The organism is Leifsonia sp. P73 (genome assembly GCF_051059105.1).
Lineage (GTDB): Bacteria > Actinomycetota > Actinomycetes > Actinomycetales > Microbacteriaceae > Leifsonia.
Genome location: NZ_CP194931.1, coordinates 560,871 through 572,895 on the forward strand (window position 1 = coordinate 560,871; position 12,025 = coordinate 572,895).

Annotated in this window: 9 protein-coding genes and 1 pseudogene; 3 read left to right on the forward strand and 7 right to left on the reverse strand. The window is 66.9% G+C overall.

What is annotated here, in order from left to right:
* Positions 1 to 1,824, reverse strand: a complete 1,824-nt coding sequence (locus tag ACQ86L_RS02935; RefSeq protein ID WP_434317622.1) for a DEAD/DEAH box helicase — start codon at positions 1,822 to 1,824, stop codon at positions 1 to 3.
* Between the two features lie 106 nt (positions 1,825 to 1,930).
* Here ACQ86L_RS02935 and ACQ86L_RS02940 point away from each other — a divergent pair, with 106 nt between their 5' ends.
* Positions 1,931 to 2,728 (forward strand): SGNH/GDSL hydrolase family protein, encoded by a 798-nt coding sequence (locus ACQ86L_RS02940; RefSeq protein ID WP_434317623.1) that lies wholly within the window; start codon positions 1,931 to 1,933, stop codon positions 2,726 to 2,728.
* 37 nt (positions 2,729 to 2,765) lie between these two features.
* Here the strand turns inward: ACQ86L_RS02940 and ACQ86L_RS02945 are convergent, their stop codons facing one another.
* From ACQ86L_RS02945 to ACQ86L_RS02965, 5 genes and pseudogenes are all read right to left on the reverse strand, one after another.
* Complete coding sequence (locus tag ACQ86L_RS02945; RefSeq protein ID WP_434317624.1) at positions 2,766 to 4,934, reverse strand: acyltransferase family protein; 2,169 nt, start codon at positions 4,932 to 4,934, stop codon at positions 2,766 to 2,768.
* Positions 4,934 to 6,202, reverse strand: coding sequence for an acyltransferase family protein (locus ACQ86L_RS02950; protein ID WP_434317625.1), 1,269 nt, complete (start codon positions 6,200 to 6,202; stop codon positions 4,934 to 4,936). The genes ACQ86L_RS02945 and ACQ86L_RS02950 overlap by 1 nt, the downstream gene beginning before the upstream one ends.
* Complete coding sequence (locus tag ACQ86L_RS02955) at positions 6,199 to 7,053, reverse strand: acyltransferase family protein (RefSeq protein WP_434317626.1); 855 nt, start codon at positions 7,051 to 7,053, stop codon at positions 6,199 to 6,201. Before ACQ86L_RS02955 ends, ACQ86L_RS02950 begins: the two co-directional genes overlap by 4 nt.
* Positions 7,054 to 7,347: 294 nt before the next feature.
* Positions 7,348 to 8,607, reverse strand: coding sequence for a D-alanyl-D-alanine carboxypeptidase family protein (locus tag ACQ86L_RS02960; protein ID WP_434317627.1), 1,260 nt, complete (start codon positions 8,605 to 8,607; stop codon positions 7,348 to 7,350).
* An 86-nt stretch (positions 8,608 to 8,693) separates the two neighbouring features.
* Positions 8,694 to 9,106: pseudogene (locus tag ACQ86L_RS02965) on the reverse strand (TrmH family RNA methyltransferase); the annotation flags it as partial.
* Positions 9,107 to 9,194: 88 nt separating this feature from the next.
* Here ACQ86L_RS02965 and ACQ86L_RS02970 point away from each other — a divergent pair.
* Both ACQ86L_RS02970 and ACQ86L_RS02975 read left to right on the forward strand, forming a co-directional pair.
* A complete protein-coding gene (locus ACQ86L_RS02970) occupies positions 9,195 to 9,593 on the forward strand; it encodes a hypothetical protein (RefSeq protein WP_434317628.1) in 399 nt (132 codons plus the stop codon).
* A gap of 304 nt (positions 9,594 to 9,897) precedes the next feature.
* Positions 9,898 to 10,350: a TIGR02391 family protein gene (locus ACQ86L_RS02975; protein WP_434317629.1), complete on the forward strand. Its 453-nt coding sequence runs from the start codon at positions 9,898 to 9,900 to the stop codon at positions 10,348 to 10,350.
* Between the two features lie 857 nt (positions 10,351 to 11,207).
* Here ACQ86L_RS02975 and ACQ86L_RS02980 read toward each other — a convergent pair.
* Complete coding sequence (locus ACQ86L_RS02980) at positions 11,208 to 12,011, reverse strand: TrmH family RNA methyltransferase (protein WP_434317630.1); 804 nt, start codon at positions 12,009 to 12,011, stop codon at positions 11,208 to 11,210.
* Between the last annotated feature and the right edge of the window lie 14 nt (positions 12,012 to 12,025).

The following is a 12,025-nucleotide window of genomic DNA, read 5'->3' on the forward strand; positions in this document are numbered from 1 at the left end:
CTAGCGCCCGATCCGCTTCCGCAGCCACTCGATGCGCTGCTGGAGCTGCGACACGCTCGCCTGCGCCACCGCCGGGCCGCCGCACACGCGGCGCAGCTCGGCGTGGATGAGGCCGTGCGGTTCCCCCGAGTTCTTCGAGTAGAGGCCGACCAGGCTGTTGAGGAGCTGGCGCTGCTCCTTGAGCGTGCGGTGCAGCGGCGCGGGCGGGTGCCCATCCGCAGTGGCCGGCCGGGACGAGTGCCTCCGAGCCTGCCGCTGCTGGCGCTGCATCAGCAGGTCGTGCACCTGGTCGGGCTCCAGGATGCCGGGGAGCCCGATGAAGTCGAGCTCCTCGTCCGTGCCCGGCACCGCGAACCCGCCGAACTCGCGCCCGTCGTAGACCACCCGGTCGAAGTTCGCCTCCGACCCCAGCGCCTCGAACGCGAACTGCTCGGTCAGCGCTTCCGATGCCCGGGACTCCTTGTTGGCCTCCGCGACCAGGGCGTCCTCCGGGTTCCAGAGGTCGCCCTCCCCGCCCTCCTGCGACGGCCGGTCGAGCGCGTGGTCGCGCTCCAGCTCCAGGGCGTTGGCGAGCGCCATCAGCGTGGGGACGTTCGGCAGGAACACCGACGCCGTCTCGCCCCGGCGGCGCGCGCGCACGAAGCGCCCGATCGCCTGAGCGAAGAACAGCGGGGTGGAGGCGCTGGTCGCGTACACGCCGACCGCCAGCCGCGGCACGTCCACGCCCTCCGACACCATCCGCACCGCGACCATCCACCGCGAGTCGCCCGCGGAGAAGTCGGCGATCCGGTCGCTGGCCTCCTTCTCGTCGGAGAGCACGACGGTGACCGGCTCGCCGCTGATCTGCTGCAGGAGGTCGGCGTACGCGCGGGCCGCGTAGTGGTCGGTCGCGATCACCAGGCCGCCGGCGTCCGGGATGGAGTTGCGCACCTCGGTGAGCCGGCGGTCCGCCGCGCTCAGCACCGCCGGGATCCACTCCCCGCGCGGATCGAGCGCCGTCCGCCAGGCCTGCGAGGTGATGTCCTTGGTGTTGCCCTCGCCGAGCCGCGCCTCCATCTCGTCGCCGGTCTTGGTGCGCCAGCGCATGTGCCCGGCGTAGACCATGAAGATCACCGGGCGCACGACGCCGTCGCTGAGCGCGCGGCCGTAGCCGTAGTTGTAGTCGGTGACCGAGGTGCGGATGCCCTGCCGGTCGGGCAGGTAGGCGACGAACGGGATCGGCGCGGTGTCGGACCGGAACGGCGTCCCTGTCAGCGACAGCCGCCGGGTGGCGCGCTCGAACGCGTCCCGGATGCCGTCGCCCCAGCTGAGCGCGTCGCCGCCGTGGTGCACCTCGTCGAGGATGACCAGCGTGCGGTACGACTCGGTGATGTCCTTGTGCAGGCTCGGCCGCATCGCCACCTGGGCGTAGGTCACCGCCGCGCCCTTGTAGTGCCGGGCGTACCGGCCGTCCGCATTGCGGAAGTCGGGGTCGAGGTGGAGACCGACCCTGGCTGCGGCCTCCGCCCACTGCCGCTTGAGGTGCTCGGTCGGCGCGACGACCGTCACCCGCTCCACGACGCGCCGCGACAACAGCTCGGTCGCGAGCCGGAGCGCGAATGTGGTCTTGCCGGCGCCCGGCGTCGCGGCCGCGAGGAAGTCGCGCGGCTCGTTCACGAAGTAGGCGTCGAGGGCCTCCGCCTGCCAGGCGCGGAGCTTGCCCGCGGTGCCCCAGGCGGCGCGCTCGGGGAAGGACGGGGACAGGTGCTCGGCGGCGAAACTGCCCGCACGGGCGCCGGCCGAGAGGTCGGGCTCGGCGCCGTTCGCGGGTACGCCAGCGCTCATCCCGGGCTCATCGGGCAAGGGCGCTGCGTTCGTCTCCACTTGGATCGAATCTACCGGAGCCGCCTGACAATCGTCGGCGGGCGTCCCCGCGATGCAGAATGGTGGGATGGTCGAAGCTCAGCATCCGTGGTCCCGCTACGTCGCGCTCGGCGACTCGTTCACCGAGGGGATCGGCGACCCGGAGCCGCTCAGCCCGGGCGGCCACCGCGGCTGGGCCGACCGCGTGGCGGAGGTGCTGAGCAGTAAGACGGACGACTTCGCCTACGCGAACCTGGCCGTCCGCGGCAAGCTGATCAAGCAGATCCTGGACGAGCAGGTCGACGCGGCGGTCGCCCTCCGTCCCGACCTGATCACCATCTCGGCCGGCGGCAACGACGTCATCCGTCCCGGCACTGACCCCGACGCGATCGCCGCCCTCTTCGACGAGGCGGTCCGCCGCCTCAGCGCGGACGGCGCCACCGTGGTGGTCTTCACGGGAGTGGACGTGGGCTTCTCCCCGGTCTTCCGCGGCATCCGCGGCAAGGTCGCGATCTACAACGAGAACGTCCGCGCGGTCGCGGCGAAGTACGACGCGATCGTGGCCGACCAGTGGTCGCTCACCGAGATCCAGGACGTGCGGATGTGGGCCCCCGACCGTCTCCACCTCGCCCCGCTCGGCCACCACACCGTCGCCCGCATGGTCCTGGCGGCCCTCAACGTCGACAACGACCTCCAGCCGCTGGAGCCCGAGCCGCTGCCGGTTCGCACCTGGCGGCAGGCCCGCGCGGAGGATCTGTCGTGGGCGCGGGAGTACCTGGTGCCGTGGGTGCTGCGGCGGATCCGGCACCAGTCATCGGGTGATCATGTGCTGCCGAAGCGGCCGCAGGCGGGGCCGTTCGTTATCGAGCTGCTGGAGGAGGAGTAGGGCGTCGGCGCAGCCCCGCTCCTCCTGCCGGCGATTGCTAGCCGCCTGTGTCTCCCGCGAGGCTGATCTCCCTCGCCGCAAGCAGCGCGACGAAACCGGGCGCGATGTGGCGGGAATACTCCTCGGTGAGGTGCAGATCGTCGAACTTCATCGGGATTCCCGCCGCGAATGCCGGGCACTTCGAGCTCGCGCAGAATAGCGGAAGGGTGTCGATCCAGGCTCCGCCGAATGCGGAGGCCACTGAGGACTCCGCCGCGGCTATCGCTTTCCAGCGGGAATTCACCGTGCTGACGCAAGCGTCAGGGCCCGTCCGCCGGGAGTAGCACTCGCGGACGTCCTTGTCCGCCGGTGGCGGCGCGAGGAGGACGACCTTCCCTACGTTCGGTCCGGTCCGTTCGAGATATGCCCTCAGCCCCTTCGCGTATGCAGCGGGGGTGAAAACCGCCCCAGTGCTCACTTCTTTCAGTGGGAGGTAGGTATTGGAAATGATGAGGACGTCCGGTTTCAGGGTTGCTATGTTCTCGATAGCCTGCTCTTTGCGGGCGGGGCAGTACTTGTTCACCGCATCGCCGCCATTCGTCGTCTCGAAATCGACGAACGGACACCCGTACATGCCGAGCGTGCTGACTTTGAGCTGCCCGTTCGACGCGTCGGCGATGGCTCGGAGCATCGGAACATAGCTGACAGACGTCGAGTCGCCGACGATCGCCACCGAGAGCGGTGCGTCTTCAGCGCCCCACGTGCAGTCGCCAAGACCGGGAAACACCTGGTTCGAGCACGCGTTCGTCCCTTCGTCTCGCTGATAGCCGGCGACGACGCTGTCCATGCTCGGGGTGAGTTCCGGCCAGCTCGTGGCTGCGAGAGCGGTCTTGATCTCCGCTGCCAATGAGTCGAGCGCCGCGCTGGCCCTGTCACCGTCGATCGGCGTCTCGGTCTGCGGTGGCACAGTCTTTTCCTCCGCTGCCTCCGTGTTCCGCGCCTGTCGATCCATCGCGAAGGCAAATGCGAGCGTGGCGGCCACAGCCGTCGCCACAGATCCGACGACGACGCGTTTGTAGGCCGAGGCAGGCGAACGCTTCTTCTTCGGCTCCAGCCACCGCGACTTCCGCACCGTCTCCTCGACGTACCGGTATGACAGCTCCGACAGCCCCAGCGCGACCGCGATCGACACGACCGCCGGGACCGCCGACTTGTCGCCGGGAAGTCCACGGAACGCCTCCGTGATGAGGATGAGCGCCGGGAAGTGCCACAGGTACAGCGAATACGAGATGTCGCCGATGTGCGTCATGACCGGGTTGGCGAGGGGATTGAGCCACGCCCGTCGTGGCTGCCACGGGAACGCGATGAAAACGGCCGTGCTGATGACCGCGACGAGCGCCCAGGGTGCGGGGAAGCCCGCGCCCGACGGCGTGATGACCGACGACGCGAGCATACCGCCCAGCGCTAGGAGCATGATCGCCGGGCGCCACCGCGCAGGGAGACGGTCGAAGAGAGGCATGCACAGCGCGATCGTCGACCCGACAGAGAGTTCCCAGAGTCGTGCAGGGGTGATGAAGTACGCGCTCCCATTGTCGGACTGCGTGAGCTGGAGGGAGACCAGGAAGAGACCCGCCGTGATCACCAGGCACTGGACAGCCGCAGTCGCTCGCGCACGCTGCTGGCGCGCCACCAGAAGTCCAAGCACCAGAACCGCGATCGGCCAGATCAGGTAGTACTGCTCCTCAAGGCTGAGCGACCAGTAGTGCTGCAGCGGCGACGCCTGGGCGCCCTGCGCGAAATAGTCCGTCTGTGCAGCAGCGAACCGCCAGTTCGACACGAAGAACAGCGCCGCCACGCCGTCCCACACCGTCGACAGGAATCGCCCCGAACCGAACAACGCGAACGCCCCGGCGATCGTCACCACGACGACCGTGGCAGAGGCGGGGACCAGCCGTCGAATCCGCCGCCGATAGAAGGCGAGGAACGCGATCGTCCCCGTCCGCTCATACTCCCGGTACAACAACGACGTCATCAAGAAGCCGGAGATGACGAAGAAGATGTCGACCCCGACGAACCCTCCCGCAGGCCAGTCGAACGCATGGTTCAGCACCACGAGGCCGACGGCGAGAGCGCGCACGCCCTGGAGATCGAGTCGCTTCGTGGTCGGGCGAGCAGGCACCAGTCCGTCCGTGGAGTTCCATGAGCGGCGATCGCGGGTATCGGGCATCAACTCGTCGCCTCTTCACTGTTGTCTTTCGTGAGCCTGATCCCGCTCTGGTTGAGCAGCGCGACGATTCCCGCGGCTATGTGCACCGAATATTCGTCGGTGATGTGCGTCGCGTCGAACCGGATGATGATTCCGTCCGCGAAGGGAGGGCACACGTCGCCGGAGCAATACACCGGGCGCGTGTCCACCCAGACCCCTCCGATCGCCGCGGCGACCCTCTTCTCCGCTCCGGTGACCGCCTCCCAACTGGGCTGGACGCCACCCGTGCATTGTTTGGGCGAGATCCTCGGCGAGTAGCACTTCATGAGGTTCTTCTCGTTCGGAGTCGCCGTGAGGAAGACCGTCTTTCCGACATTCGGGCCCACTCGGTCGAGGAAGCGGGTGAGTCCGGCCTCGTACGCCGACATGGTGAGCTCGCTCCCGTCCTCCACCTTGAGCGCTGACGGAACGTTCGTGATGAACAGGTAGGTGGGCTTCAGCTTCGCGATCTCGCCGATCGCCAACTCATTGCGCTCCGCGCAGGCCTTCTTCGCGTTCGGGTCAGGGCTCTGCCTGACCACATCCGCGAACAGGCAGCTGTAGAAGGCGAAGGTCGTCACCCGCAGCTGACCGTTGGAGTTCTCGGCGAGCGAGCGCATCATCGGGGTGTAGGCGATCGATGTCGAGTCGCCCACCATGACGACGGAGACCGGCGCATCGGGACTCCCCCACGAGCACGTGTCCACCCCGGGATAGGGGTTCACACCGCAGGCGTGCACGGGCGCATCGTGCTCGTAGCCCGCCAGCACCGTGTCGATCGACGGGCTCAGCTCGGCGGGCCACTGCGTCGCTGCGATCGCTGTTCGGATGCTGACCTTGAACCCCTTCAGGACAGCCTCGTCGTCCGTGTCCTCCACCGAGGGGTCGGCTGTGGCCGTCGGCTTCGCCGGTGCGTCAGCCGACACGCCCGCGTATCGACCGCTCGAGTCGACGAGGACGGCGAACACCACCGCGAGGACGGCCACGACGCCGGTACCGGCGACGATCATCGGCTTGTAGGATCTCGCGGAGCGTGTGCGCTTCCTCGGCTCCAGCCATCGGGACTGCCGTATCGGTTCCTCGATGAACCGATACGAGAGCGAAGCCAGCACGAAGGATGCCACGAGAGCGATCGCGGCAGGGATCGGCGAGCCCTCGTCCGCTATTCCGCGGTACGCCTCGCCGATGAGGATGATGGCCGGGAAGTGCCACAGGTACAGGGAGTACGAGATGTCCCCGACGTAGCTCAACGCCGGATTGTCCAGGGGTGGAGCCAGCTTCGCCGTGGGTGCCACGGGAACGCGATGAACGTGGCCGTGCTCAGAACCGCAAGCGCGGCCCACGGCGCAGGGAAGCCCGCGCCCGATGGCGTGATTGCCGCCGCAAGGATCATCCCTGCCACCGACACGAGCGCAATCACAGCTCGGAGTCGTCTGCCCACGCGGTCGAACAGCGGCATGCACAGGGCCACGACCGCCCCGACGGAGAGCTCCCACAAGCGAGCCGGCGTGCTGAAGTAGGCCGCCGCGACGTTCGTGGCGGTCAGGTAGTGGGAGACGCCGTAGAGCGCGACCGTGACGACGATCGTGATCAGGGCGGCGTTGACCCGGCCGTGACGAGTGCGGGCGACGAGGAATCCCATCGCGAGGATCGTCACCGGCCAGACGAGGTAGTACTGCTCTTCGAGACTCAGCGACCAGTAATGCTGGAGCGGCGATGTTGCCGCGTCTTGAGTGAAGTAGTCGGTGGCTTGGGCGGCGAACCGCCAGTTCGAGACGAACAAGAGCGACGCGACACCGTCCCATGCCGTGCTCATTGCCCGGCTGGGCAGGAAGAGGACGTACGAAGCGGCGACCGTCACGGCGATTACAGCTGCGGACGCGGGAATCAGGCGGCGAATGCGACGGCGATAGAACGCGAGCAGCCGGATCGTCCCCGAACGTTCGTACTCCTTGAAGAGGACAGTCGTCATCAGGAAGCCGGAGAGCACGAAGAAGATATCGACCCCGATGAACCCGCCGTACGGCCATTCGAACGCGTGGTTCACCATCACGATCCCCACGGCCAGCGCGCGAAGCCCTTGTAGGTCCAACCGCTTCATGGTCGGTGGGGTCGCCGACCGGGGCATTGTGGACGCGGCCGATCGGCGGCCACGGGCGACGGCGCGCGAGTGCGGCCGGGTGTCAGAGGACATTAGTCGGGACCTCACGGTGTGGGTGGCATGAGCCTCATCACCCTAGGTCGGCTTTCGGCGCCGACCGCGCGCCTACGAGCCCTCTCCCTGCGCGTGGACTCGGAGTATCCGCCAGCGCTTCACCCGGCCAGTCGCCCGTTATGACATTCAAAGCGCCGAGTAAGCCGACTTTTATACACCAGGCGTAAAGACCACCCGGCCCTACGTCCCTAATCCCCCCGGATGCGCCAACCGCCACCCGAACCCCGGGTCCGGCACATCCTTCGCGAGCGCCAGGTCCACCGTCTTCGCCGCCCCGTTGACCGTGAACGTCACGTGCCCGACGACATCCCCCTTGAACCCGGACTGCAGCCGCTGCGTCGTCAGGTCGACGGCGATCGGGGTGTTCGACCACACCACGAAGCTCTGGCCCGACGTCGCCACCACGTTGGAGGCCGCGCCCCACTTGGTCGTGTAGGAGCCGAAGACCTGCCCGGTCGTCGCCGCCGTCACCTCGTGGAAGCCCGATTGCATGCTCGTCAGGAGTCCGCTCACCCCCGCCCACAGCGTGTCGTGGTCCGCCGCGCCCAGCACGACGCCGAGTACGCGCACCTTCTCCTTGCCGACCGGCACCTCGGCCGAGAACAGCAGGCAGAATCCCGCCTGGTCGGTGTTGCCGGTCTTGATGCCGTCCACGCCGTCCACGCCGAGCAGCGCATTGGTGTTGTCCTGGGCGCCCGCGCCGGGGAGCGTCGCCGTCTTCTGCGAGACGATCGCGGAGAGCGCGGGCGAGGCGAGCACGAGCTTGCCGATTCCGATCAGGTCCTTCGTGGTGCTCACGTTGCCGGGGTCGAGGCCGTCCGGGGTGACGACCTTGGTGCCGGTGAAGCCTTTCGACGCGAGCCAGCCGTTCGCCGCCTTGAGGTAGGCGGAGGTCGAGCCGTAGGCCCAGTTCGCCAGCGAGATCGCGTAGTTGTTGGCCGACGGGAGCAGCATCGCGGTGAGCGCCTGCTTCTCGGTCATCGACGTGCCCGCCTTCACGGGAGCCCAGGAGCCGCCGGCGGCGATCACCTGGTTCCAGATGTCGACGTCCTTCTGCGTGAACGAGATCGTCGGGCCGTCCGCGTTGCCGTCCAGCGGCTTGGCCTGGAGGACGACGAGCGCGGTGATCGTCTTGGTCATGCTCGCGATCGGCATGCTCGCGTCGCTGCCGTGGTACTCGGTCGCGCCGGGATAGTCCGGCGCGGTGATCGCGGCCGATCCGTAGCCGGGCCAGTTCAGCTGGGCCGCGGCCTGGGTGAGGGAGGTCTCGTGCTGGGTGACCGCAGCGGTGGCCGGGATCGGTGTGATGACCGAGCCGAACACGTAGAGCAGGGCGATCAGCAGCACGCCCCCGACTCCGAACACGACGATCCGGCGGCGGCGGTACACCTGCTTGCGGTTCAGACGGCGCGGCGGATCGGCGAGGACTTGCTGAGGCACCTTCGGAGTCTAGGGGGACGCACTGAGGTGTCCGCTGAGAACGCGCCAGCCGGGGCCGGAACGGACGACGCCACCGGGGACGTCCCTCAGCGCACCCGCATGGCCCACAGCACCACCGCACTCGCGGACGCGACGTTGAGCGAGTCCACCCCGTGCAGCATCGGGATGGTGACCACGGTGTCCACAGCCGCGAGCGCCCGCCGGCTGAGCCCGTCGCCCTCCGACCCGAACACGAGGGCTGCACGCTCCGGGGCGCGTGCGGCGTACTCGTCCAGCGACACCGCGTCGTCCGCCAGCGCGAGCGCCGCGATCTCGAAGCCGGCCTCGTGCAGCAGCGGTGCCGCCTCGTCCCACTCCGGGATGCGCGTCCACGGCACCTGGAGGACGGTCCCCATGCTCACGCGCACGCTCCGCCGGTAGAGCGGGTCCGCGCAGCGGGGCTGACGAGCACCGCGTCGGCGCCGAGGCCGGCGACGCTGCGGAAGATCGCCCCGACGTTGGGGACCTGGTTGCGCGGCGTGTCGCTGCTCGTGGCCGAGGCATTAATTCGACCGGTCGGTATTCTAGGCGCGAGGAAATGGAGAGCTATGGCGGAGAACGCGTCCTACCCGAAGGTGTCAGCGAATGCCTGGCGAGCACTTCGAGCACGCGCTGCGGCCGCCCCTTCCACCAAGCTCACCCCCGCCTCGGTCGCCGCGATCCTGGACATGTCTAGCCCCAAGAGCGCCGCCGACAATGTCGTGTATCCCATGCGCCGCTTGGGCCTCATAGACGAGGACGGCGCACTCACCGACCGCGGACAGAAGTGGCGAGTCGACGGTACCTACGCCGACGCATGCGACGAGATCATTTCCGAGATCTATCCCCCCGAGCTTGAATCGCTCACGGACGACGACGGCAACCCTGACAAGGGAAGGTCAAGACGTGGTTGCAGCATAAAGGCCTCGGCGATTCGAACGCATCAAACATGGCCTCGACGTACGTGATGATCGCTGAACGTCGGGTCCCTGAGCCTCCGACACCAAGCGGGGCGCCAAAGACGCGTTCGAAGGGTGCTTCGACAAATGGGGCGAAAGCGGCCTCTCCCGTATCACGAGGTCCTGCGACCGCGACGTCGCAACCTACGCAAGCGCCCGCGAGTAGTAAAGCCGCGAATGAAACCCACGGCCCTCGCAACACAAGCGGCCCGGAGGTGCGTCTGGACATTCAGATTCATATCCCAGCAACTGCAACTGCCGAGCAAATTGACCAAATCTTCGCGAGCATGGCAAAGCACCTCTACAAGAACTGATGGATGAGGCGGCTCGGGAAGCAGTGATCGCGCTTGCGCGATCGATTCAGTCTGAAGTGGTCGAGTACTCGACCTTAGATGTACAGAGCCGCGACCCAGAGGTACCCGATTCCGAACCGATTCTCGGCCCGGAATCACATCTGCTTGCGCAGTTCGACGAGCGAATCAAAGACGATGTGCTTCGAATCGCTACTCGCACGCGATTCGCTTCAGGCCACTATGCGGACGCTGTGGAGTCCGCAGTTAAAGCGTTGAATGAGCTCGTTCGGGCACGAACCGGGCGGACCGAAGACGGCGATAGTCTCATGACGATCGCGTTCTCGCCCAGCCAGCCCCTCTTGCGTATCGGCAAGGGAACTAGCAAATCCGAAGAAAGCCGCCAACGCGGTCATATGCAGCTTTGCCAAGGCGCGGTAGCGGCGGCGAAACCCTCGTGCGCACAGCTTGATTGAGGACGATCCGATGCGCGCGTTAGTCATGATTTCTACGATCGACGAGTTGATCGAGGTCACGCGAGCCGCAACGAGAACACGAAAGCGGAAGTAGTTGCATTTAGCGGTCTCAGCCTAGGTTGCTCTCATAGCCCAAATGGCAATCCCTGCGGCGACCGCAACCTTCAGCGAAATCGGCGAGCTTGTGCGTTCGCTCTCGGCCGTGTGTAGACGTTTCTTTCGACTCCTCGTCAGAACCTGATCGCGATGACCAGCACCGTCCCGCTTAATTTCATGGCCGCATCGCCAATAGGGGATTCAACCGCTGCTCGGCGGTTGGTCGGTGGACCAGGCTTGTAGCCCGGAGCTACTCCCGACCGCTCGCTGCCTAGTCGCCACGTGAGTTGCTTCTGGCTGAAGTGTCCGAATGAGACCCCCGAACAACCAAGGCGTAGAAGTCCTTGCCAGTAGGCACGCCGGACACGCTGAAGGAGTAGTCGCACTCGTCTTTGTCGGTCGAGGTCGAGTTCATGTCCTTCACCACTGCCGCTGCGAGGGCGACCCCGTGCGGATCTTGAACCTCCACCGTCTCTTTCCAGAGGTTAATATTCTGGCTTCCGGTGAATCAGCTATGCGCCGCGAGTGTGCCTCTTGCGATGAATGTGGAGGGACCGCTGCTGCACCCGGCGAGCGTCGTCCCGATGATGAGCGCGACACCCGCGATAGCAGCTCGTTTCACGCTATCCAGGTTATCGAGATGATGTGACACTCATTCACGGCTCAACGCCCTAGTGTGGGGGCTCCACGCAAACAATCGACCGTTCCCGCGGCCCGCGCGCGGAGTACGCTTCTCAGCTCGCCGACGACCACGCAGCGTCCTAGCTGCGCGTCGCCCAGAGCGCGACAGCCGCCGCGGCGGCGACGTTAAGTGAATCGACACCGCCCTCCATCGGGATATAGACAACGCGGTCGGCTGAATCGACGGTGCGTGCGGTGAGGCCGTCTCCTTCTGTTCCGAGAATGAGGACGAGGCGATCGGGCAGCGAGGCAGCGAGCTCATCGAGTGACTCGGCGTCCTCGTTCAACGCAAGTGCGACAGTCTGGAACCCAAGATCGTTGAGCATGTTCAGCGATTCTGGCCACGGGTCGATTCGCGTCCACGGGACTTGGAAGATCGTCCCCATCGAAACGCGAATACTTCGCCGATAGAGAGGGTCCGCACATCGAGGCGTCACGAGTACAGCATCCACCCCGAATGCGGCACAGCCTCTTACTATCGCGCCGACGTTGGTGTGGTCCACGATGTCCTCCAGCACCACCACCCGCCTGGCGCCGGCCAGCAGCGAGCGCGGGTCCGGCAGCTCGGGCCGGTGCATCGCCGCCAGCGCCCCGCGGTGGAGGTGATAGCCGGTCAGCTGCTCCAGCAGCGCGGACTCCCCCACGAACACCGGCACGTCCGGGTAGTCCGCGAGCAGCGGCGCCACGTCGTCCAGCCACTGCTCCTGCAGCAGCACCGACCGCGGGCGGTGCCCGGCCGCGAGCGCGCGCGTGATCACCTTGGTCGACTCCGCGATGTAGAGACCGCCCTCCGGCTCGCTCACGCGCCGCAGCGCGACGTCCGTCAGGCGGGAGTAGTCGGCGAGGCCGTCGGCGGTCAGGTCGGTCACACGGAGGATCTGCACCCGTCCAGATTGCC